Origin of the sequence: Ruania alkalisoli, from assembly GCF_014960965.1 — a bacterium.
GTDB classification, from domain to species: Bacteria; Actinomycetota; Actinomycetes; order Actinomycetales; family Beutenbergiaceae; genus Ruania; species Ruania alkalisoli.
On record NZ_CP063169.1, the window covers coordinates 1,363,349 to 1,385,859 of the forward strand.

Here is a 22,511-nt window from a genome sequence, read left to right on the forward strand (position 1 = left end):
GGTCACGTTCGTATTCGGGAATGTCATTGAATAGTCAATAGTTCGCGCCAGTATGAGCATCGATACGACGACCCGACCCTTTCCGCACCTCAGCGTCGAGGCCGAGACGGCCGACAGGCTCTTCCTCGAGGCTCGCACAGCCCGGGAGTTCGCGGCTGCCGACGTCGCAGACGAGCAGGTTCGAGCCGTCTACGACCTGGTCAAGTACGGCCCCACAGCCATGAATACGGTGCCCATGCGACTTCTGGTGGTGCGCAGCGAGCAGGCGCGGGAGCGTCTGGTCGCCCACATGGCCGAGGGCAACAGGGAACGCGTCGTCGCCGCGCCATTGAGCATCGTTGTGGCCTACGACCCTGCTTTTCACGAGCACATGGACCGCCTGTTTCCGCACGTACCCGGCATGCGCGACAAGCTTGCCGGCAATCCTGAACAGCGGTCTGCCATGGCCCGCGACAACGCACTGCTCCAGGCCGGGTACCTCATCGTCGGCCTACGCGCGGCCGGGCTCGCGACCGGCCCGATGAACGGGATGGATCACGCCGGCATCGACGGTGAGTTCTTCGCAGAGAACGGGTGGAGATCTCTCATGGTCGTCAACGTCGGGCCCACCGAGGGATCGGGTACCTCTCATCCGCGTGGTGAGCGATTGAGCTTCGACGAAGCCAGTCAGACCGTCTGAGCATCTCAGCTCTGCCTGGCCCAGGTGTGGTGCCGACGATGAAAGCGGAGCGTCAGGTCAGCGGAGGAAGGTGCACGGTCGGCGTTTCGTCGTCTCCCCGCCTGGCCGGGCGTTCGTCACCCACCCGGATCGCCCCACCCGCAGGTCCGGGCGGCTCGTGGCGCTCCTCACGCAGCGCCCGAATCTCGCTCAGATCCCCGGTCTCGGCATCGTCGCCGACCAGCACGCCGGCTCGATGGCCGGCCGAGTCACGGACGTTGGACGCATCGTCGCGGTCGTCCTCGTTCCACTCTTCACCGTTGCTCCACTCTTCACCGTCGATCGGCTCGGCTAGGACAGGCTCCAGATGGCCTATCGGGGGAGCGTCGGCGACATCCTCCTCGAGCTGGCGCAGCATCTCGATCGCCTCATCGATCACCCGGCCGTCCCGGGCGCGTACTCCGTACATCAGCCAGCGCACCAGAGCGAGCTCACCGGCCAGGACCGCACGGTCGGCGAGGTGGTCATCACCGCGCTCGGTGCGCGCCAGGGAGTAGGCCTCAAGGATGGAGTCCAGCGACTCCTCCGGTGCGGCTGCCAGCAGCCACGCCAGGTCGTCGGCCGGGTCGGCCACCCGGGCGTCCGACCAGTCGAGGATCGCGACGACGTCACCTTCGGCCACCAGGACATGCTCGGCAGCCAGGTCACCGTGCACCGGCGTGGCCCGGAAGCGCCACAACGTCACGTTCTCCAGCGCATGCTCCCACCGCCGTAGCAATGCCGAGGGCACGTACCCGGTCTTGGCGGCCTCGTCGACCTCGGAGAGCCGGCGGCGCCGGTAGGAGTCGGCGTCGTAGACCGGCAACCCGGCTTCCCCCACGACCGTGGCATCGAGCTCGTGCAAAGAGGCGAGCGCGCGCCCGACCTGCGCCGCCAGTCCAGGGCCGGGGCGGAGTGAAGCGAGATCGAGGGGCGTGCCCTGCAACTGGGGATAGACCATCGCCCGTCCCCCCTCGGGCAGAGGCGCAAAGCCTGCCGGGCGCGGAACATCGAAGCTCAAGACACCGCCATCCACGGCCGTAGCCAGCTGCCTCAGGAGCGACACCTCTCCCTCCAGGGCGGCACCGGCGGAGGCCCGGCGCGGGGCGCGCACGATCCAGCGGCGGCGGGAGGCGTCCAGCACGCCGACGACATCGAAGTCCGCACCCGGGTTGCGCGGTGGCCGTGTGGCGACGATGTCCAGGCCCGGGATCGCGACGGTCGCGAGTGCAGCGAGGGCGAGTGGGGAACGAGGAGTCGCGGACACATGCTTACGGTAGGCCAGGCAGGCACGGTGGGCTGGTTGATCGTCGGCGCGTTGCCCGATCTGCGGTGTGCGAGGCTGACGGCATGGATTCCGATCTGCTTCCCCTGGCCCGGCCCGGCATCGATCGCGACGCCCGCCAGCGCGGGAGGGCCGAGCTGATCGGTGAACTCCGTGCGCAGGCCGGCACCCGGGTAGTGCATGTGCGTGAGGGCCGTGTGGCTGCCACCAGCCAGCCCGACGGCGACCCTCGCCTGGTCCTGGACGTGGCGGCCACCGACCGGTCGTTGTGGCTCTATCTCGGTCGGGACGAGGAGGCTGCCTATCTCGCAGCCGTGGAGGAGGCGTCGGAGCAGACTTCCCGCCGCACCGATGACCCGCAGGGCGCCAGCAGTGCCAACTACCTCAGCATCCGCGATGTCGGGTGGCAGCTCTCTGGCCGGGACGCCGCGCTGGCAGCGACGGCACTGGCCCTGGCGAACTGGCATGCGACCCACCGGTTCTGTCCGCGTTGCGGCACAGCCACCGAGATCATCGACGCCGGGTGGGTGCGCCGGTGCCCAGTCGACTCCTCGCAGCACTTCCCGCGCACGGATCCGGCGGTGATCATGGCGATCACCGATCCCGACGATCGTTTGCTGCTCGGGCACGCGACGCACTGGCCCGAAGGCCAGTACTCGGTACCGGCTGGGTTCGTCGAGCCGGGCGAGTCGCTCGAGGCGGCAGTCCGGCGCGAGGTACACGAGGAGACGGCGGTGCGGGTGGACGAGGTCACCTATCGGGCCAGTCAGCCGTGGCCGTTTCCCGCATCCCTGATGCTGGGTTTCCGCGGTCGCACGCAGGACCGTGAACCCGCCCCGGACGGCGTCGAGATCAGCGCCGCCCAGTTCGTGACCCGGGATGAGGTCACGCGGGCGTGCGCGAACGGATCGATGCGACTGCCGCGCCCGACCTCGATCGCATGCAGCCTCATCGAGGAGTGGTTCGGCCGGCCGCTGCCGCGGTAGCCACCGTCATGGCGCCAGTCGGGCGGTGACCTCTGCCAGTGACGGATTGGTCGCCGCCGTGCCGTCCGGGAAGACGACCGTGGGCACCGTCCGGTTTCCGCCGTTGACCTGCTCGACGTACGCGGCCGCCTCCGGGACCTCCTCGATGTTCACCTCGGTGAACGCGATTCCGGAACGGGTGAGCTGGCCCTTGAGACGATGGCAGTAGCCGCACCAGGTCGTGCTGTACATCAGGACGCTGCCGGCTTCAGGCGTGGTGGTCATAGCCGGAGCAACCCCGGCACCGGCTGGGTTGTTCCTGCCGATGCCGACCGATGCCTACCGATGCCGTTGTGGACCGGTCACGTCGCTGTCGGTCCCGGCTGTCACAATCGACAGCGATGACAGACCCGGACCAGCTCCTCGAGGCACTCGACCCCGACCAGCGCGCCGTGGCCGAGCAGCTCACCGGCCCGGTGTGCGTGCTCGCGGGCGCCGGCACGGGCAAGACCCGAGCGGTCACCTACCGGATCGCGCACGGAGTGCACTCCGGGGTGTACAACCCACAGACCGTGCTCGCCGTCACCTTCACCGCCCGAGCGGCGGGGGAGATGCGCACCCGGCTGCGCGATCTCGGGGTGCCGGGTGTGCAGGCTCGCACATTCCACGCGGCCGCGCTTCGTCAGCTCTCCTACTTCTGGCCCAGTGCGATCGGCGGGGGCGTACCGCGGATCATGGAGCACAAGGCCCCACTGATCGGTGAGGCTGCCGGACGTCTTGGTCTCTCGGTGGACCGGCTGGCCATCCGTGACCTCGCCGCCGAGGTCGAGTGGGCGAAGGTCTCGCTGGTGACCGCTGACGACTACCCGCGGGCCGCCGCCGCGACTGACCGTAGCGGGGTGGCCGGATTCGATCCCACGACCATCGCGCGGCTGTTGTCGGTCTACGAGGACGCCAAGACCGACCGGAACGTCATCGACTTCGAAGACGTCCTGCTGCTGACTGTCGGCATTCTGGCAGAGCGTGCCGACGTCGCCGAGAGGGTCCGCCGCCAGTACCGGCACTTCGTCGTCGATGAGTTCCAGGATGTCTCCCCGCTCCAGCACCGGCTGCTCGAGCTCTGGCTCGGCGGACGGGATGACTTGTGCGTGGTCGGTGACGCGGCTCAGACGATCTACTCCTTCACCGGTGCCACCCCCCGGTACCTCACGGACTTCTCACGCCGGTACCCGGAGGCGACCGTGGTACGCCTGGTGCGCGACTACCGGTCCACGCCGCAGGTGGTCTCCCTCGCCAACTCCGTCCTCGCCGGTGCCGGCCGATTCCGGTCGGCAGCCTCGGTGGAACTGCAGGCGCAGCGACCCTCCGGTCCCGCGGTGCGATTCGTGGCGCACGACGACGATGAGGCCGAAGCGAGCGCGGTTGCGGCTCGGGCGGCCGAGCTGATCCGCAGCGGCGTTCCCGCCGCCGAGATCGCTGTGCTCTACCGCACCAATGGGCAGTCAGAAGCGTACGAGCAGGCGCTGAGCCGTGCCGGGATCGGCTACTTGGTGCGAGGGGGCGAACGGTTCTTCTCACGAAAAGAGGTGCGTGACGCCGTCGTGCTGCTGCGCGGGGCGGTGCGCAGCCAGGGTGAGACGCCGCTGCCGGACGCAGTACGTGACGTGCTCACCAGCGCCGGCTGGGCACCGGAGGCCCCTGCAGCACGTGGAGCAGTCCGGGAGCGATGGGAGTCGCTCAACGCGCTCGTGCAGCTGGCCGATGACCTCTACGCCGCGAGGCAGGCTGACATGGGTGAGCTCGTCGCCGAACTCACCGAACGCGCCGCCGCCCAGCATGCCCCGACCGTCGACGGCGTCACCCTGGCCTCGTTCCATGCCGCGAAGGGGTTGGAATGGGACGCGGTCTTCCTCGTCGGAGTCTCGGACGGGCTCCTGCCGATCTCCATGGCCGAGACCGAGGACGCCGTCGCAGAGGAGCGGCGGCTGCTCTATGTCGGGATCACGCGCGCCCGCGAGCACCTCGAGCTCTCGTTCGCCCGATCACGCAACGCCGGCGGACGAGGCACCCGCAGACCCTCACGGTTCCTCGATGGCATCTGGCCCAGCGATGAGCGACCTGCGCGTCGTCGCCGGGGTAAGGCAGCCCGTGCCGAGGCGCTCGCCTCCTCACTGACGCTGGAAGACGCTGACCCGGAGGTGTTCGACCGGCTCCGGACCTGGCGAGCCGCGACGGCGCAGAGTCTGGACAGGCCCGCGTTCACGGTGCTGCACGACAGCACACTCGTCGCGATCGCCGCTGCCCGGCCCACGCATATGCGTCAGCTCGCGATCTTGCGGGGAATCGGCCCCACCAAACTCGAGGCGTATGGCGCCGAGATTCTCGCCGTCGTCCGCGACGATGGAGGATCCGAGGGCCCCGGCGACGGGGCCTGAGAAAGAAATCTGAAGAAACTTCGAAAAAAGACTTGGGCGTTCGTGGATGGCGTCGTAGTCTGAATCCCGTTCCGAGACAGCAGAGCCGTCGCCTAGCCAGCGAGAAGCGGTTCCCGAGGCCTGAGGAGGTGAGCGCAGTGGAGATGAAGAACCTGATCAGCACGTCGGCGATCAACGCCCGGTCTGGCAGCACCTGCGCGCTCACCATGGCGCGCTTGCGTGCTGCTGCCGGCGTGATCGGCGGGAGCAGCACCGATATCGGTGCCAACTCCCTCGGCGCGCCCGCCCCCGGCTCCGTCCCGGATCTGAACTGACACCACTCCTGTCGCAGATCAGGCCGCGGAGCCCAGCACGGGTCCGCGGCCTTACTCGTTCCTCGAGGTCCACCTCGGCGAGTGAAGCCCGGTCCCATTCCCGGCTCACCCACCATGCCTCAGGAGCATCTCGTGCAGTACACCTCAGTTCTCGACCATCTGACCCGTGGTGGTTCGGCGACTGGCTGGAACTTCCCCTCCACTTCCGTCGATCTGACAGCCACCGACGACCAACCCCTGCCCTGCCAGGACGCCTCCACGCAGGACCTCTGGTTCGCTGAGCGCACTGACGAGGTCGAGCGGGCCAAGGCCTTGTGTGCCTCCTGCCCGCTCAAGGCCGAATGCCTCGCCGGCGCGGTGCAGCGGCGTGAGCCGTGGGGGGTCTGGGGTGGGGAGGTCTTCGTCGACGGGGAGATCGTGGCGCGCAAGCGTGGCCGCGGCCGCCCCCGCAAGAACGACCAGCTCGCGCCGTCCGCCTCACGCAGCACCTCCGCTGCGTGAGGCGGGCCGCCGCGTCCTCATGGGCGCTGGGGGCGGCCCCACAGCTCGGGGGTAGCTGCCTGCGGCTGGCGGGCAACCCTCGCCCACGCCGGGTGCTCAATCGTGGGCTCGCACCAGCGTCGCGGACGTGCAGCCGCATTCGGGATGCGGGTGCCACCGGCGCTCGACCGGGACCGGCTCCCACGCCGTCAGTTCCAACGTCGATCCGTCGACCAGGACCTTGCGACCATCCGCGTGCGCGAGCAGCATCTGCGCCGCCAGCGCCGCACCAGCCCAGGCCAGCGACGTCTCCGGGCCAGCAGGCACCCGGGCTGCGGCCTGCGTGGCCACCGCGGGCCAACGGTCGTCGTGCTCACACCGGTAGAGATCCAGGCACCGCGTACAGACGCTCAGACCTGGCCGTACCAACGGCCCGACCGTGAGTCCTAGCTCTCCGACGACGACGCACAGGTGCGTGACGTCCTCTCGCATCAGCGCTCGCACCGGAACCGGGTCCACGACATCCCGGTGCACCAGCACCACGAGATCAGGCCGGACGCCCTCCGGCGCACTCACCCGCAGGTGGGGTGCGGCCGTACGAAGGATCGACAGTGCTACACGCTCGCGCGGATGGCCGACATCCCGCGGATGATAGAGACCGGGTGAGACGTCCTCAGGCCGGACCCGCCCGCCGTCGCGCACGAGGACGGTGCCGACACCGGCCTCGGCGGCGATCAGTGCCAAGCGCAGCCCGAGGCGGTCCATCCCGCGCACCTCCACCACCGTGCCGGAGCGGTCGGCGGGTCGCTCGACACCGCAGACCGCTGCCCGATGCCAGTACGCAGCGTCCGGACCTACGTCGCAGCCATGGGGCCGGTCGGTGAGGAGATTCGCGCTCCGCAGCCGCTCCACCAGACGCTGGATCTGCCGACTTGGCAACCCCAGCTGGTTGCCACGCTCGCGCAGGATCGACGCGTCGAGGGCACGGGGGACCTCCTCGACAAGTCGTTGCTCAGCATCGCTCAACCCCTCCAGCACGATGGCGCAGCGCGGATCGATGCCCAGCTGGCTCACCCCCGGCTGCCGCCAGAACACTTCGAAGCCCGGTCGTAGTCGCATCCTCGTCCTCCTCGCTGCGAGCGTTCCACACGAGGAACGACCGCGAAGGCTTCTGACCCGAACCTGTGGATAAACGGGGAGGTGCTGTGCCAGGCTGGCGATGTGAGAGGTCGTGAGCAGGCGCGCGTTGTCGACGGCGTCACCGTCCTGGTGCGACGCAGCAGCCGACGGCGTAAGACCGTCTCCGCCTACCGGGAGCACGGTCGCACGGTTGTCGCCATCCCCGGCCGGTTCAGCCGGGCCGAGGAAGAAGCCTGGGTGCGCCGGATGCTCGCCCGCCTGGCCGCAGGCGATCGCCGTCGGTGCCCAGACGAGGACGCCCTGACCCGACGTGCTCGTGAGCTTGCCGAGCGATACCTGGATGAACGTGCCGTCCCTACCTCGGTGACCTGGGTCGACAACCAGGGCTCACGGTGGGGGTCCTGCACCCCGGACTCCGGCACGATCCGGATCTCCGACCGCGTGCAGGGCATGCCCGGGTGGGTGCTCGACTACGTGCTCTTGCACGAACTGGCCCACCTGATCGAAGCCGGGCACGACGAGAACTTCTGGGCACTGCTCGAGCGGTACCCGAAGACCGAACGCGCCCGCGGATTCCTCCTCGGCGTCACCCACACCGAGGAGAACTGAACTCGCCGGGGGACGTGGGCGGGCCTGTCGTCACCTGGTCACCTGACACAGGCTTGACAGTCTGCCCTACCGCAGAACCTGGCTGACGGTGTGTCGCTCTGCCGGGAGGGGGTCAGACGGTCGTTCAACGCTGGTCTGGGTCGCCCTCGCCGCTGCGGTGGTCCGGATCGCCACTGTCGTCGGGGTGATCCCGTGCCGGCGGGCTCTGCTCCGGCCGGTCCTCCCCGTCGAGCATGGCGGCCAGGGCCGCATCCATCTCGGAGTCGGCGATCGCCTCCGCCGCGCGCTTGGTGAGGAATTCCCCTGGTGCGTCCAGATCGGTATCGGTTGGGAACACGTCCGGGTGGGACCACAGCCGGTCCCGACCCTCGACGCCCTGTTCGCGTGCCACCAGCCCCCACAGCGTGGCCGCATCTCGGGCACGGCGCGGGCGCAACTCAAGACCGACCAGAGAACGGAAGGTGTCCTCTGCGGGGCCGCCGGCCGCGCGCCGTCGGCGAAGCATCTCCCGCAGCGGGACGGCGTGCGGCAGGTGCGGGGCGACGGCGGCGGCCGTCACCTCCTCCACCCAGCCCTCGACGAGCGCGAGTGCCGTCTCGAGTCGCAGGAGTGCACGCTCCTGTGCCGGAGTGCGCTGCGGGGAGAAGATGCCGCCCGAGAGCGCGTCCCGCAACTGCTGCATATCTGTCGGGTCGATACTTCGAACTGCCTCCTCCATCTGCTCGAGGTCGATCTCGATGTTGCGGGCGTACTCCTCGACGGCACCGAACAGATGAGAGCGCAGCCACGGCACGTGGGTGAACAGGCGGGCATGGGCCGCCTCCCGGACGGCGAGGAAGTGCCACACCTCGTCCTCCGGAGCGTCCAGCCCGTCCGCGAAGGCGCTCACGTTCGCCGGCACCAGCAGTAGCCCCGGTTCGGTCAGCAGCGGAAGACCGACATCGGTGCCCCCAAAGACCTCCCTCGCGAGCGTTCCTGCTCCCTGCCCCACCTGCATCGCGAAACTTGCGGCACCGAGGGTGCGCATCATGCCTGACAGGTCGAGCCCGGCCATCGGCATCGCCGCCCCAGGTCCGTCCTGGCCGGCGTCGAGGGTAGTCGCCAGCGCCTCGGCCACCGATGTTCCGACCGGCTCGGCCACCGCCCGCCAGGTAGGCAACGTGCGCTCGACCCACTCCGCACGTGAGGCCGCGACGGCCTTACCCCCCGACGGCGGTAGTTCTGTCGCCACATCCAGCCACAGGTCGGCCACCGACAGGGCCGTCCGTACCCGCTCCGCGTCGGCGGCGCTGACGCTGGCATCGCCGCCGGCGTGGGCGGCCTGACGTGCGACGTCCTTGGCCATCCGCCAGTGACTGTCGGAGTCGTTGCCCGAGGCCATCAGCTGTTGCATCTGTGCCATCGCAGCCTGCACCTGCGCAGGATCGGTTGGCATCCCGGCTCCGGCGAGCTGCGCCGGATCGATCCCGCTCGCCTCGAACGCTCGCATCGCCTCCTCGGCGCCCTCGGCCCCCAGCAACTGCTCGAGCATCCGGCGTAGCTGTTCCCGCGCGTTCTCGTCGGCCATGCCTCACGGTAACCACACCGCGCTGCATGCGGCACCGTCGATATGGTGCCTTTCGCTCAGGGCGCACCCGCCGACAGTGGGTGATCGACAGGGGATGATGGGGGACATGTCTGCCACACCAGCCCCTGATCGACCGCGTGTACTGGATCGGATCGGGACGCGATCGATCACGATGACGATCTCCGGGTTCGCCACGCTCGGACTGCTGTTGCTCATGCTTCTCACGCCGGTGCCGTATGCGGTGCAGGGTGCCGGCCCCACGTTCGACGCACTCGGCGCACTCGAGGAGACCGAGCTGATCACCGTCTCCGGCGCGCAGACGTACCCGACGAGTGGGCAGCTGCTGCTGACCACGGTGACCACCGCCGGCGGGCCAGGTTTCCCTGTCGATGCCGGAAGCGTGGTGCGGGGGTGGTTAGACCCGGGACGCCGGGTGCTGCCCGTCGAAGCTGTGATCGATCCGGACGTGACCGCCGAGGAGCAGGACCGGCTCGCCCAGCAGCAGATGAGTTCATCGCAGGAGAACGCAACCGTCGCAGCCCTGACCGCCCTCGGGTACGACGTGCCGGCCGAGCTGACCATCGTCGGGGCAGATCCGCAGCTGGGCGCGGACGGGATCGTGCGTGAGGGGGATATGCTCACCGGCATCGCTGTGGGATCGGAGCGCACCACCGTGACCACCTATCAGCAGCTCGCGGAGGTGCTCGCTGCGACGCCGGGTGGAACGCCGGTCCTGCTCGAGGTCGACCGGGACGGGGAGAGCACGGATCTGGAGATCGTCACCACCGGCAACGGGGACGGCGGCAGCGTGCTTGGAGTGTTCCTCGACGCCGAGTTCAGCTATCCGATCGACGTGCAGATCCAGATCGACAACGTCGGTGGCCCGAGCGCCGGCACCATGTTCGCGCTCGGGATCATCGACGAGCTCACCCCGGGGGAGATGACCGGGGGGCATGTGGTGGCCGGCACCGGCACCATCAGCCTGGAGGGCACGGTCGGTCCGATCGGCGGGATCACGTTGAAGATGTACGCCGCCGAACGCGACGGCGCTGAGTACTTCCTGGCTCCAGCCGCCAACTGCGGTGAGGCTGTCGAGGACATCCCTGACGGCCTCCACGTGGTCAGCGTGAGCACACTGGAGGAGGCGAGGGACGCCGTCGAGGCCATCGGTGACGGTCAGACGGACGGCCTACCCTCCTGTTGACGGAATCGCTCGTCGATCTGGCGGCTGGAGCGCCGCCAGATCGACGAGCGATTCCGTCCCGCTAGGCGAGTGTGGCCGAGAGCGCCTGCGCGAGGCCCGGTACCGCGTCCGGGCCGCCACCGACGGCGTCATCGGAGTCATTCGCTCGCGATCGCAGGGCGCACCAGGTCTCCCCGGTGCGCAGCACCCCGACGGCGATGCGGACGTCCTGCCGTGCGGGGTGGGCCATCAGGAAGGCGAGCCCTTCGTCCGGGTCCTGCGGCATCTGCGCTTCCGCCTCCGGTGGCACGACCATGCGCTCGACCACGATCGCTGCACCGTCGACAGTCTCCGGCCACGCCAGCTGGGCCAGCAGATCCTCGAGAGTTCCGGCCTCCGGCAGACCGTCCTGCTCGATCGAGGTGAGGTGTTCGGGATCCTCGCCGGCTCCGGCGGGGAGCTCGTGGACCAACTGGGGGCTGGTGGTGAGGATCTGGCTGGTCCGCACCAGCGAGAACACGGCGATCTCGGAATCCCAGCCACGGCCTGCGACGTGCCGTTCGATCTCGGTCGTGGCCACGGCGAGGGAGCGGGTACGTGCGCTCAGCTCAGACGTCATGGTCACATGGTCGCAGCCGGGCGCAGGTATGCGAAACTTCATGGACGGCTCATGCGTTGGTAGCAGTGAGGGTCCGTACGTGGTCGTGCCCGGCCGCCCCGGTTCCTCACGCCGAGCCGACCGACTCCGACGACGACCACGAGGTGTAGTTCGTGTCATCCGCCGCAAGCCGACCCACAGCCCCTACCGGGGCACGCCGCCGTGGACCGCTCCTGCCCACTCTGCTGGTCATCGCCGGCATCGTGGTGGCATTCCTGATCCTGGCCCGGTTCTGGACCGAATGGCTGTGGTTCGAGCAGCTCGGTTTCAGCCAGGTCATCCGGACCGAGTGGCTCAGCAGGGCAATTCTGTTCGTCATCGCCTTCCTGGTGATGGGCGGCGCCCTCTGGATCAACCTGCGGCTCGCGTACCGCAACCGCCCGATGTACGTGCCGACGACGCCACAGCAGCAGGACCTTGACCGCTACCGCGAAGCGTTCGAGCCGCTGCGCCGGGTGGTCTTCACCGGTGGGCCGATCGTCGCAGGCTTCTTCGCAGGCTCCGCTGCTACGGCGCAGTGGCAGAACGCCCTGCTGGCGTTCAACGGCAACGCCTGGGGTTCGGCTGACCCGCAGCACGGGATCGACCTGTCGTTCTACGTCTTCGTGCTCCCGTTCGTGCGGTTCATCGTCTCGTTCCTGATGACCACGGCGATCATCACCGCGATCGCGACGATCTTCACCCACTACCTCTACGGAGCGCTGCAGCCAGCTGGGAACGGCGAGCGGATCACCCGTGCGGCGCGGATCCACACGGCCGTTCTCGCCGCTGTCATTGTCGCGATGATCGCCGCCAACTACTGGCTGGACAGGTACTCGATCCTGTCCAATCAGGGCGATCGGTTCGACGGCGCCTCCTTCACCGACATCAACGCTGTCCTTCCCGCGAAGGCGATCCTGGCCGCCGTGGCGGTGTTCGTCGCGCTGCTGTTCGTGTGGACCGGGGTTCGCGGCAACTGGCGACTGCCGGCCGTCGGTGTGGCGCTCATGGTGGTGTCCGGGATCCTCGTCGGCGGTGCCTACCCGGCGATCGTGCAGTCGGTGCGAGTCAACCCGAACGCGCAGTCCCTGGAGGCCGAGTACATCCAGCGCAATATCGAAGCCACCTATGACGCCTACGGCCTGGATAGCGTCGAGGTGGAGCGGTACGAGGCGAACACCGTGGCTGAGGCCGGTGCGTTGCGTGAAGACGCCGACTCAACGGCCAGCATCCGCCTGCTCGACCCCAATATCGTCTCCCCGACATTCCGGCAGCTCCAGCAGAACCGGCAGTACTACGACTTCCGCGAAACGCTGTCGGTGGACCGCTATGACGTTGACGGCCAGAGCACGGACACCGTGATCGCCGTCCGAGAACTCAACCTCGAAGGATCGCAGGAGCGCACCTGGGTCAACGACCACACCGTGTTCACGCACGGCTTCGGCGTCGTCGCCGCACAGGGAAACACCATCTCTTCGGACGGTCGGCCGGAGTTCATGGAGCGAGGTATCCCCAGCACGGGAGTGCTCGGTGAGTACGAGCCGCGGATCTACTTCAGCCCCAACTCCCCGGACTACTCGATCGTGGGTGCCCCGGAGGGTACCCCGCCGTGGGAGCTGGACTACCCGGACGACGCGGCGCCCAACGGGCAGGTCAACACGACCTTCAGCGGCGACGGTGGCCCTGCGATCGGGGGCTTCTTCAACAAGCTCCTCTACGCTGCCCGTTTCGGTAGCGAGCAGATCCTGTTCTCCGACCGGGTGACCGACGAGTCGCAGATCCTGTACTACCGCGACCCGGTCGAGCGTGTCTCGCGGGTCGCGCCGTTCCTGACCACCGAGGGCTCGACCTACCCGGCTGTCGTGGACGCCAACGACGACGGGATGGGTGAGGTCGTCTGGGTCGTGGACGCCTACACCACGTCGAACGAGTACCCCTATTCGGCCCGGCAGGAGCTGGAGTCGGCCATCACCGATTCCCTCACGGAGTCCGAGCAGCTCGCGGCGGTGGCACTGCCGGAGTACATCAACTACATCCGCAACTCCGTCAAGGCAGTGGTCAACGCCTATGACGGTTCGGTGACCCTGTATGCGTGGGATCCGGAGGATCCGGTGCTGCAGACGTGGATGGACATCTTCCCCGGTTCGATCCGCCCCATGGAGGAGATCAACGGGGACCTGATGAGCCACCTGCGCTATCCGGAGGACCTGTTCAAGGTCCAGCGCGAACTGCTCACCGAGTACCACGTGACCGACGCCGCGACGTTCTACACCGGTGGTGACTTCTGGCGGATTCCGGACGACCCGGCGCAGGCCGATGTGCCGCAGCCGCCGTACTACCTCACGTTGGCCATGCCCGGGCAGGAGCAGGCGAACTTCTCGCTCACCTCCTCGTTCATCATCGACAGTGACGAACGGAACGTGCTGACCGGGTTCATGGCGGTCAACGCGGAACCGGGTGAGACTGCCGGGGAGATCTCTGAGGACTACGGCACGATCACGTTGCTGGAACTGCCGCGTGACGTGACCGTGCCCGGCCCAGGGCAGGTGCAGAACAACTTCGACTCCGATACCGCAGCGGCGAACGAGCTGAACATTCTCAGCCGCGGCGGGTCGCAGGTGCTCCCGGGCAACCTGCTCACTCTGCCTGTCGGCGGCGGTGTGTTGTACGTACAGCCGGTGTACGTCCAATCCACCGGTGGAACCCAGTTCCCACTACTGCGGCGCGTGCTCGTGGCATTCGGTGATGAGATCGGGTTCGCCCAGACCTTGGACGAGGCGCTCGACCAGGTCTTCGAGGGCGACTCCGGAGCGAATGCAGGTGACGCCGAGGTCGAACCGGAGCCTGACGGTACCGATGGCGGCACAGATGACGGGTCCGGCGACGGAACCGATGACGGGTCCGGTGACATCCCCGCCGACGCGCAGCAGCGTCTCAATGCGGCGCTCGCCGAGGCCGGGCAGGCGATCGAGGACTCCAACGCCGCGCTCGCCAATAGCGACTGGACCGCCTACGGCGAAGCCCAGGATCGCTTGCAGGCCGCGTTGGAGGATGCCATCGCTGCTGAGGCCGAGATCAGCGGCGAAGCTCCTGCCGATGCTCCGACGGACGAACCGGCCGACGAACCCGCGGACGGCTGATCCCACCCCGCCGAACGCTGAGTTGCTCGGGGTTCTCGCATGAGATGCCGAGCAACTCAGCGCTCGACGGCGAACTGGTGTGATCGGGCATACACCGGCAGGATTTGATCCCCCTCGGTTCGCCCCGTAGAGTGGTGTTCACCGACGCGGGGTGGAGCAGTTCGGTAGCTCGCCGGGCTCATAACCCGGAGGTCGGAGGTTCAAATCCTCCCCCCGCCACCAGAACACGAAGGCCCCGATCTACGGATCGGGGCCTTCGTCGTACTCGTCCAGAGTCGCGCCCATGTCGGGCGTCGTCGCATCCGACCAGGCTCACCTGCCCAGGACGACGCGCTCCAGGAAGTCGTTGGAGAACTTGCCCTCTGGGTCGTAGCGGCTCACCAGTGACCGGAAGTCACCGATGCGCGGGTACATGCCGGCAATCCGATCGGGGTCCATCGTGAACCACTTGCCCCAGTGCGGACGTGCTTCCAGCTCGGCGAGTGCTTCCTCGATCTTGCCCAGCAGTGCCCGCACCTTGCCCGGCTCCGGATGCAGCGTGAAATGGATCGCCACGGTGTCCCGCCCGTAGGAGCCCGACAGCCACAGCTCGTCAGCGGCCACGGTGCGGATCTCGCAGGTCTGCAGCAGTGGCGCGATGATCGGTCCCAGTTCACGCAACGCCTCGAACGCCGCCACCGCCTGGTGGCGCGGCAGCAGGTACTCGGCCTGGATCTCCCGCCCGCTGCTCGGAGTGAACCCCATCTTGAAGTGCGGCAGCCGGTCCTGCCACGGCCCGGGCTCACCGAGTTGCTCGGTGCAGTTCACGGGATCGCGGCCAGCCGGATGGGCCTTGCGCACGGCCGCCTTGCCTACTGGCAGCCCCGCCTCGCCCTCGCGACTCTTCAGCCATACACTCACCGTCGGTTCGTTCCAACGGGTGAAGATGCTCACGCTGTAGGCCGCCGAGGTGAGGGCATCGAAATCGGTGAGTACGTACTCCCACGGCACCTCGTCGACGACGTACTGCGCCACCTCGTAGGTCGGTTCCACACGCAGGGTCACCGTGGTCAGCACTCCGAGTGCCCCTAGGTGCACCACGGCGCCGAGGAAGTCATCGTCTTCGGCGGTCAGAATCTGCAGCTCACCATCGGCGTCGATGAGCTCGAGTCCGACCACCTCGGCGGCCAGGCTGCCCACGCGGTCGCCGGATCCGTGAGTTCCGGTTCCGATCGCTCCGGCTACGGCGATATGCGGTAGTGAGGCCATGGCCCCGAGTGCCCAGCCCGCCCGGTGTAGTTCGGTGGCGAGGTCGCCGTAGCGCGTGCCGGCGCTCACGGTGACCGTGTGATCCTCGCTGTTGACGTGCACGGTACGCGGCAGCGCTTCCATGCTGATGAGCTCGCCGGGGGAGTCCGGCAAGTCGTGGAAGGAGTGCCGTGACCCCAGGGCCCGGATCTTCGGCGTTTCGGCCACGATCCGGCGCACCGCGTTCAGCGTGTCCGGCTGGTGGATCGTCGTGGCCCGGTAGGTGTAGGAGCCGGCCCAGTTCTCTTCGGTCATCTCACGTCCTCGTCTCAAGCGCGCACCGTCAGTCTTCCAGTCTCGACCACGTCCACGTCTCGTCGACATGGCTGGTGGATCGCTCGGCTGCAAGTTCAGCGCGTTCGCGGCGGTGCAGCGCCCGTCCGGTCGAGGCGATCACGACCAGGCCCACGCCGATCACGACCAGGCTGGGCCATGCAGGGCCATCGACCTCTACCATCGCCAGTGCACCGCACGCCTGGGCCACGGCCTGCGCTGCGAGCGCCGGTGCCACTCCCGCACGAAGCGCCGCCAGCTCCACCGTTGCCTTCGGTCCCAGGTCGCCGGCGCGGCGGCACAGATGCACCATGAGGTGCAGTCCTGCGAGCACGACGGCGGTGCGTACCATCTCCGGCGTGCCCAGCATGGTCTCGGCGTCAGCCGGGTGCGTCACCTGGTACACGGCCACTGCCAGCACACCGATGGCGGGCACGGGCCCGTGCGGTACCACGGCGACCACGACGGCCAGCAGCGCGGCGATGACCAGGGTGGCTGCGCCGTCGGCGATCACCACGCCGACCACGGCCAGGGCCGCAGCCGCCAGCACCCGCAACGTCCATGCGGGCACGGCGGTCCCGGTACGTACCAGCACCACGGGATCGGGGCGTTGCCGCGGCTCTCGGGCCGCTGTGAACCAGTCGAGCACGGCGCCAGAGTGAGTGCCATCGTTGGTCACCGGCGCCACCTCCTCGGTCGCACGAGCAGCCGCCATGTGGCCGCGACCTCATGCGCGGTGCCCCGCTCGTGTGTCCAGTGCACTACCTCGACGTCCGCCCGGCGTAGCCGTTCCAGCCGCAGCGTGCGCTCCAGCCGCACCAACCGGAAGGCTGCGAGTGCATTCGCATCCAGGGTGCCGGTGCGCAGTGACGGCAGAGTGTCCACAGCGATCAGCCGGTGGCCCTGGGCGCGCCACTGCTGGGCCACGCGTGCGGCCTCGTCGTCGAGGAAAGTGGAGAACAGCACCACCAGGGCGCCTGCGGGGACCTGGGGAGCGCGCACCCGGGTGCTGGGGAAGCTCTCCGGTGCGATCCGCGCCAGCCGGCTCGTGATCCGGTCCAGGTGACGGCGTCCGCCAGCTGGTGGAACGGGTCGTCGCCGGAGCCCCAGGTCGTCCAGGCCCACCCGGTCCCCGGCCGCCACCACTGCACGGGCGACAGCCGTGGCCGCCTCGCGGGCCACGTCGAGCGAGATCGCCTCGTCCACGGCCGCCACCCGCCCGCCGCCCCAGGTGGACACGTCCGGCCCGACGGCGTCCCGCGAGTCGACCACCAGTATCACCGTTGCGTCGGCGGTGGCGAAGGTGCGCCGGGTGTAGAGGCTGTCCAGTCGTCCGGTGCGGGGGTCGTAGGATCGGCGCGCGGTGACGCGCCAGTCGATCCGTCGCAGCCGGTCGCCGGGCACGAACGGGTGCACGTCTCGCACGTCGTCGCCGTCCCCGCCGCGCCGGGAGGTGTGCGGTCCGGTCAGGCCCTGCAGCCGCGGGGGCAGTGGTAGCCCGGCCAGCTCGCGGGAAGCCGGGTAGACGACGACTGGGATCGGGCCGCACTGATGCACGTGCGTGTGCGTGATGGAATCGAAGCCGGACAGCACATGGTCGGTACGGAAGAGGTGGTTGATGCCGGTCCGGGCCGTGGTCACTTCCACTGGGACCTGCCGCGGGCTGTCAGCGGCGAGCAACGCCTCGTTCGAACGGTGACCGGGGGAGGAGACCCGGACTCGTACCGTCTCGGCTCCGGGCGGGGGCGCAAGCATGATGGTTCCGGCGACTGTGCCTGCCTCCAGCAGGCCAGTGGCCCGCTCGATGGTCACCCGGCCGGGCGCCGTCGGGCCGGTGAACCAGCCCCAGGCGAAGGTGAGCAGGAACGGAACTCCGATCGCTGCCACCTCCGGCCGGCCGACGAGCAGACCCAGCACGAGCGCCAGGGCACCTGCCGCAGCGCACGTCAGCGCGGCCGTCCCCGTGGCGAGCCCGGGCTGTGCGGGGCGAGCGCCGGGCCGTTCGCTCACGCGTGCGCGGACCGGCCGGCGGTCGCGGCCGGGCTCGGAACCTGGTCGAGGAGCTCGGCGACCACATCGGCCCCGGTGGTCGCGGCCGCCCAGGCAGCCGGGGTGAGCGTGAGGCGGTGGGCCAGCGCCGCCACCGCTACCGTCTTGACGTCCTCCGGGGTGACGTACTCGCGCCCGTCCAGCACCGCGAGCGCCCGGGCCACCAGCAGCAACGCCTGCGATCCCCGGGGCGAGGCGCCGACCTCCACCGCAGGGTGTGCTCGTGTGGCTGCCGCAAGGTCCACGCAGTAGCGCACCACGTCCGGATCCACGTCGACCGCCTCCACCCCCGCCTGCATGGCACGCACGGTCTCCGGCGTGGTCACCTGACGTACGCTCGCCCGCTCGCTGCGGCGCGCCAGCCGGCGTGTCAGCACGTCGGCTTCCGCCTCGGCAGGCAGGTGCCCGACGGCCAAACGCACCATGAAGCGGTCCAGCTGTGCCTCCGGCAGCGGATAGGTGCCCTCGTACTCGACAGGATTGGACGTGGCGAGCACGTGGAAGGGAGCAGGCAAGGGGAAGCTCGTGCCTTCGACCGTGACCTGCCGCTCGGCCATGGCTTCCAGCAGTGCGGACTGAGTCTTGGGTGCGGTGCGGTTGATCTCGTCTGCGAGGAAGAGACCGGTGAACACCGGTCCCGGGCGGAACGTGAACTGGGCCTGGCCGGGGTCGTAGGCGTAGGAGCCGGTGATGTCCGCAGGCAGTAGGTCGGGGGTGCACTGCAGGCGGGCGAACTCCAGTCCGAGCGCCTGTGAGAGGCAGCGGGCGGCGAGAGTCTTGCCCAGGCCAGGAACGTCCTCGAAGAGCACGTGGCCACTGGCGAGGATCGTCGCCAGGGCGGTGCGCAGCGGCCCAGCCATGCCCACGACGGCGGTGCTCACCTCCGCGAGCACGTCTCCGCCCAGCCGGGCGACCTCGGGGACGGAGATCGGGCAGGTCTCGGTCTGGCTCATCGTGTCTCTTTCGGTGTGGGGTGCAGCAACGCTTCGGCCGCGACTATGGCGTTCTCAGCCGCGGCACGGGTGGGTGGGGGGACCTGCTCGGGAGCGTCCAGCCACTGGGCGATCTCGGGCCCGAAGATCTGCTCAGCGGTGCGGCGGCGCTGATGCTCGGTCAGCTCGAGCACGTCGGTGAGGGTGCGGTGCAGGCGGTCGGCGCCAGTGCTCGAGAGGCGCCCTCGTGAGGCCAGCATCCAGGTGAGACTGGAGACGTCCCGGCGTGCGCCGTCGCGGCGACCGTACGGGAGAACAGGCCAGGGGGAGCGGGCCGCGAAGGGCAACCATCCGGTGAGCAGGGCAACGGCGGCCACGCATGCGCTCAGCAGGAGTGCCCGTGGCAGGTCGACCCCGATGCCCCAGGACGCGGCAGTGAGCCCAGCGGCTGCCACCAGCCACCATCCACGGCGCCGGTAGCGACTCACGGTGCTGGCAGAACGTGTGCCTGTGGTTCCCAGGGCTTGGCTCATGTGTGCGCTCCCGGTGCCGTGCCCGGTGGTGTGGCCGGCCCGGCATCCACGGAGGCTGGTGCGGGCCAGCTTTCGGTGATCTGCGTCAGGGCTGCCGCGGCGGCGCGTACCTCGGCTGTGCCCGGGGCCCGAGTGGAGAAGCGCGCCTGGTGGTACAGACCCAGCAGCGAGGTCACAGCCGCCTCATCGGCGCCGGTACGCGCGAGGACCGAGGTCGTGAACTCCGTGGGGGTCTGAGCCGGGCGACGGTGGACGCCTGTGGCCTCCGCTGCCTCCTCCAGGGCGAGCCACGCGGCCACGATCGCATCCCGCGGCGGCCCGGCCTGCTCCAGCTGCGTCACTGCCGCCTGCGCTCCCCGGTGCAGTGCCGGGATATCGGGCTCGTTCTCGACGGCCCTGGTGCCGGCGAGAGTGGCAGGTGGCTCCGGCTCCGGAGGGTGCGGACGGCGCCACCACAGCACCCATCGCACCAGGAGCGCGAGCAGGACCAGCGCCAGCACGCCGGCGCCCACCCACAGCAGCCAGCCGAGGTCCGGTGTGGGTAGATCGGAGTCGAGCGGCGGCGGTGTCGCGGTCGCGGTCGCGGTGGGCAGGTCCATGGTCGGCCTGGCCGGCGGAGGGCTGGGAGTCTCCTGACCGGCGTCGAAACGGGGCGTGAGCTGCCACGGGCCGGCGACGGCCGCCGCCAGAACCGCCGCGGACACCAGCACCCCGACGGCAGCGGTACGCGCGAAGGCACCTCGTGGACGCCGCATCGGGCCAGTGAGATCGAACCCGGAGGAATCAGGGGCCACGGTGTCAGCGGCGGTAGGTGACGATCCGGAACCGGATCCCGGTGCGGCTGGTCTGCCAAGGTCCGTGCTCGGCCACCCACTGTGCTCCGATCACTGGGGCGTAGGTGTCTCCCTCGACGACCAGGTCGATCTCGGTGACCACGAGCACATCGGCGGCGCCGATCGCCTGTTCGTACACCTGGCCGCCGCCGCAGATCCAGGCGTCCTCCTGTGCCACCAGGGCGAGTGCTTCGTCGAGTGTTCCGACCACCTCGGCCCCCTCGGCCCGGTACTGCGGGTTGCGGGTGAGGACGATGTTGCGCCGGCCGGGCAGCGGGCGGAACCTCTCCGGCAGCGACTCCCACTGCTTGCGCCCCATCACGACCGCGTCACCGGACGTGGACTCGCGGAAGTGACGCAGGTCTTCCGGCAGGTGCCACGGCAGGTCCTCATTCTTGCCGATCACCCGGTCGTGAGCCTGAGCCCAGATCATCCCCAGCATCGGTTCCCCCTCCGGTCGCGCCTGCCGCTCATCTTTGGCACCTCCTCGTTCACACGGCCACGGGCGCCTTGATGGCCGGGTGGTGGGCGTAGTCGAGCACGTCAACGTCGTCGTAGGTGTAGGAGAACAGGTCCGTGGCCCGGTGCAAGCGCAGCGCCGGGAACGGGTAAGGCGCCCGGGTGAGTTGCTCGCGCACCTGGGCGATGTGGTTGTCGTAGATGTGGCAGTCGCCGCCGGTCCAGACGAACTCGCCCGGCTCCAGATCGGTCTGCTGGGCCACCATGTGCGTGAGCAGAGCGTAGGAGGCGATGTTGAAAGGGACTCCGAGGAACAGGTCGGCGCTGCGCTGGTAGAGCTGGCAGGACAGGCGCCCATCGGCGACGTAGAACTGGAACAGCGTGTGGCACGGCGCGAGAGCCATCTTGTCCAGTTCGGCGACGTTCCAGGCCGAGACCAGCATGCGGCGCGAGTCCGGCTGCTCGCGCAACTGGCGAAGCACTCCGGCGAGCTGGTCGATGTGCCCGCCGTCGGGGGTGGGCCAGGAACGCCACTGCACCCCGTAGATGGGCCCCAGCTCGCCGTCGGCGTCGGCCCATTCGTCCCAGATCTTCACGCCGTGTTCGCGCAGGTAGGCGGTGTTGGACTCTCCGCGCAGGAACCACAGCAACTCGTGCACCACTGATTTCAGGTGGACCCGTTTGGTGGTGATCAGCGGGAACCCGCGGGAGAGGTCGTAGCGTAGCTGGCGCGCGAAAACTGAACGGGTCCCCGTCCCGGTCCGGTCCGACTTGGGGGTGCCGGCGGCGAGGACGTGCGCCAGCAGGTCCTCGTACTGGGTGTCGGGTGCGACGAGGTTGCCAGGCGCGGCAGGTGTGGCCGCAGCCTCCGGCGCCGGCGAGGAATCTGGTATCTGTGGCATGGCTGCTCCTTGGTCAGTCTCCGGCGGGTCGGGGCTGGTCGGACCGCTCGACCAGCTGGGACGCGTCGCTGAACAGGTCCGACTGGCCGGAGGCGAGTGCGAGTCCGCTGTGCTCAAGACCGCGGCCGAACTCCGCCGGTGCTGGGCCGAAGGCGGCATCCAGTCCCTCGATGAGGCTCTTGCCCATCACGCGGCCGCCGATGTAGCCGATCGCGGCGCCGATCCCGAACGGCAGCAGCCGCCCGAGCATCACCGAACTGCTCTTGGTCACCACAGCCTTGGCCATCCTGCCCCGCAGTGTCTTGTTCACCGTCTTGACCGTGGCGACCGGCAGCCGGGTGAGCAGCACCTGCGCCCAGGTCGCCGTGGACAGGCCGAGCTGGTGCTCGAGCAGCTCGGGCCCGTTCTCGCCCAGCAGCGTGGTCAGCAGCAGCGCCCGGCGGCGGGAGACGTCGTCGGTGGCGATCCCGTGCACCTCCGCGACGGCCAGGCACAGGGCGGCCGATGCTGCCATGAACGCTGCCACCTGACCGGCGGTCAGGGTCAACGCGACTCCGGTCCCGACGACGGGGAAGGCTGCCACCGCCCCGACGGCACCGCCCGACGCACTGACAGCCAGCAGGTAGCGGCGCTTGAGTAGCTCGATCAGCTCGGTGGGCGTGGCGTCGGGATGGGTGGCCCGCAGATCGTCGACGTAGCGGCGCACCTGGGAGGACGGGATGGTGGTCGCGGTGTCGATCAGGTCGTGGAGGCGGGCCATGGCTTCAGCCTACGGGTATCGGCGATCTACG

22 protein-coding genes and 1 tRNA gene are annotated in these 22,511 nt (G+C 69.1%); 9 read left to right on the top strand and 14 right to left on the bottom strand.

Annotated elements, in window-relative coordinates:
* Window positions 1–52 precede the first annotated feature (52 nt).
* Window positions 53–679, top strand: a complete 627-nt coding sequence (locus tag IM660_RS05785) for a malonic semialdehyde reductase (protein ID WP_193498431.1) — start codon at window positions 53–55, stop codon at window positions 677–679.
* A 52-nt stretch (window positions 680–731) separates the two neighbouring features.
* Here IM660_RS05785 and IM660_RS05790 read toward each other — a convergent pair whose 3' ends face one another.
* Window positions 732–1,964 carry a macrolide 2'-phosphotransferase gene (locus tag IM660_RS05790; RefSeq protein ID WP_193498432.1) on the bottom strand — a complete coding sequence of 411 codons (1,233 nt, stop codon included), beginning with the start codon at window positions 1,962–1,964 and terminating at the stop codon, window positions 732–734.
* A gap of 83 nt (window positions 1,965–2,047) precedes the next feature.
* Between IM660_RS05790 and nudC the strand changes: the two genes are divergently transcribed.
* Window positions 2,048–2,968: an NAD(+) diphosphatase gene (nudC, locus tag IM660_RS05795; protein WP_193498433.1), complete on the top strand. Its 921-nt coding sequence runs from the start codon at window positions 2,048–2,050 to the stop codon at window positions 2,966–2,968.
* A 6-nt stretch (window positions 2,969–2,974) separates the two neighbouring features.
* On the opposite strand, the gene IM660_RS05800 is transcribed toward nudC, so the two are convergent.
* Window positions 2,975–3,232, bottom strand: coding sequence for a mycoredoxin (locus IM660_RS05800; protein WP_193498434.1), 258 nt, complete (start codon window positions 3,230–3,232; stop codon window positions 2,975–2,977).
* Window positions 3,233–3,348: 116 nt separating this feature from the next.
* On the opposite strand from IM660_RS05800, the gene IM660_RS05805 reads away from it, so the two are divergent.
* The 3 genes from IM660_RS05805 (at window position 3,349) to IM660_RS05815 (ending at window position 6,197) form a co-directional block, all read left to right on the top strand.
* Entirely contained in the window at window positions 3,349–5,382 is a 2,034-nt protein-coding gene (locus tag IM660_RS05805) for an ATP-dependent DNA helicase UvrD2 (RefSeq protein ID WP_193498435.1), read from the top strand.
* Window positions 5,383–5,519: 137 nt separating this feature from the next.
* A complete protein-coding gene (locus IM660_RS05810) occupies window positions 5,520–5,696 on the top strand; it encodes a hypothetical protein (protein ID WP_193498436.1) in 177 nt (58 codons plus the stop codon).
* A gap of 114 nt (window positions 5,697–5,810) precedes the next feature.
* Complete coding sequence (locus IM660_RS05815; RefSeq protein ID WP_193498437.1) at window positions 5,811–6,197, top strand: WhiB family transcriptional regulator; 387 nt, start codon at window positions 5,811–5,813, stop codon at window positions 6,195–6,197.
* A 96-nt stretch (window positions 6,198–6,293) separates the two neighbouring features.
* On the opposite strand, the gene IM660_RS05820 is transcribed toward IM660_RS05815, so the two are convergent.
* Window positions 6,294–7,295: a hypothetical protein gene (locus IM660_RS05820; RefSeq protein ID WP_193498438.1), complete on the bottom strand. Its 1,002-nt coding sequence runs from the start codon at window positions 7,293–7,295 to the stop codon at window positions 6,294–6,296.
* 102 nt (window positions 7,296–7,397) lie between these two features.
* Here IM660_RS05820 and IM660_RS05825 point away from each other — a divergent pair, with 102 nt between their 5' ends.
* Window positions 7,398–7,925: a M48 metallopeptidase family protein gene (locus IM660_RS05825; protein WP_193498439.1), complete on the top strand. Its 528-nt coding sequence runs from the start codon at window positions 7,398–7,400 to the stop codon at window positions 7,923–7,925.
* A 124-nt stretch (window positions 7,926–8,049) separates the two neighbouring features.
* Here IM660_RS05825 and IM660_RS05830 read toward each other — a convergent pair whose 3' ends face one another.
* Window positions 8,050–9,492 carry a zinc-dependent metalloprotease gene (locus IM660_RS05830; protein ID WP_193498440.1) on the bottom strand — a complete coding sequence of 481 codons (1,443 nt, stop codon included), beginning with the start codon at window positions 9,490–9,492 and terminating at the stop codon, window positions 8,050–8,052.
* 106 nt (window positions 9,493–9,598) lie between these two features.
* On the opposite strand from IM660_RS05830, the gene IM660_RS05835 reads away from it, so the two are divergent.
* Window positions 9,599–10,696 (top strand): YlbL family protein, encoded by a 1,098-nt coding sequence (locus IM660_RS05835; RefSeq protein ID WP_246465167.1) that lies wholly within the window; start codon window positions 9,599–9,601, stop codon window positions 10,694–10,696.
* A gap of 61 nt (window positions 10,697–10,757) precedes the next feature.
* Here the strand turns inward: IM660_RS05835 and IM660_RS05840 are convergent, their stop codons facing one another.
* On the bottom strand, window positions 10,758–11,294 hold the full coding sequence (locus tag IM660_RS05840) for a PPA1309 family protein (protein WP_193498442.1): 537 nt from the start codon (window positions 11,292–11,294) through the stop codon (window positions 10,758–10,760).
* A gap of 152 nt (window positions 11,295–11,446) precedes the next feature.
* On the opposite strand from IM660_RS05840, the gene IM660_RS05845 reads away from it, so the two are divergent.
* Together IM660_RS05845 and IM660_RS05850 are read left to right on the top strand one after the other, a co-directional pair.
* The gene (locus tag IM660_RS05845) at window positions 11,447–14,452 is read left to right on the top strand and encodes a UPF0182 family membrane protein (RefSeq protein WP_246465168.1); all 3,006 of its coding nucleotides are present in this window, start codon (window positions 11,447–11,449) and stop codon (window positions 14,450–14,452) included.
* Window positions 14,453–14,597: 145 nt separating this feature from the next.
* Window positions 14,598–14,674: transfer RNA gene (locus IM660_RS05850), tRNA-Met, on the top strand.
* Between the two features lie 90 nt (window positions 14,675–14,764).
* Here the strand turns inward: IM660_RS05850 and IM660_RS05855 are convergent.
* The 9 genes from IM660_RS05855 to IM660_RS05895 are packed head-to-tail and all read right to left on the bottom strand — an operon-like array spanning window position 14,765 to window position 22,480.
* Window positions 14,765–15,994, bottom strand: a complete 1,230-nt coding sequence (locus IM660_RS05855; protein ID WP_193498443.1) for a D-arabinono-1,4-lactone oxidase — start codon at window positions 15,992–15,994, stop codon at window positions 14,765–14,767.
* A 28-nt stretch (window positions 15,995–16,022) separates the two neighbouring features.
* Window positions 16,023–16,727: a hypothetical protein gene (locus IM660_RS05860; RefSeq protein ID WP_193498444.1), complete on the bottom strand. Its 705-nt coding sequence runs from the start codon at window positions 16,725–16,727 to the stop codon at window positions 16,023–16,025.
* Window positions 16,688–18,022: a DUF58 domain-containing protein gene (locus IM660_RS05865; protein ID WP_193498445.1), complete on the bottom strand. Its 1,335-nt coding sequence runs from the start codon at window positions 18,020–18,022 to the stop codon at window positions 16,688–16,690. The genes IM660_RS05860 and IM660_RS05865 overlap by 40 nt, the downstream gene beginning before the upstream one ends.
* Window positions 18,019–19,014 (bottom strand): AAA family ATPase, encoded by a 996-nt coding sequence (locus IM660_RS05870; RefSeq protein ID WP_193498446.1) that lies wholly within the window; start codon window positions 19,012–19,014, stop codon window positions 18,019–18,021. Before IM660_RS05870 ends, IM660_RS05865 begins: the two co-directional genes overlap by 4 nt.
* Window positions 19,011–19,526, bottom strand: coding sequence for a hypothetical protein (locus IM660_RS05875; RefSeq protein WP_193498447.1), 516 nt, complete (start codon window positions 19,524–19,526; stop codon window positions 19,011–19,013). The genes IM660_RS05870 and IM660_RS05875 overlap by 4 nt, the downstream gene beginning before the upstream one ends.
* Window positions 19,523–20,281, bottom strand: coding sequence for a DUF4129 domain-containing protein (locus tag IM660_RS05880; RefSeq protein WP_193498448.1), 759 nt, complete (start codon window positions 20,279–20,281; stop codon window positions 19,523–19,525). The genes IM660_RS05875 and IM660_RS05880 overlap by 4 nt, the downstream gene beginning before the upstream one ends.
* A gap of 43 nt (window positions 20,282–20,324) precedes the next feature.
* On the bottom strand, window positions 20,325–20,801 hold the full coding sequence (locus IM660_RS05885) for a dihydrofolate reductase (RefSeq protein WP_193498449.1): 477 nt from the start codon (window positions 20,799–20,801) through the stop codon (window positions 20,325–20,327).
* A 49-nt stretch (window positions 20,802–20,850) separates the two neighbouring features.
* Window positions 20,851–21,720, bottom strand: a complete 870-nt coding sequence (locus IM660_RS05890) for a thymidylate synthase (protein WP_193498450.1) — start codon at window positions 21,718–21,720, stop codon at window positions 20,851–20,853.
* 13 nt (window positions 21,721–21,733) lie between these two features.
* Window positions 21,734–22,480, bottom strand: coding sequence for a hypothetical protein (locus IM660_RS05895; RefSeq protein WP_193498451.1), 747 nt, complete (start codon window positions 22,478–22,480; stop codon window positions 21,734–21,736).
* Between the last annotated feature and the right edge of the window lie 31 nt (window positions 22,481–22,511).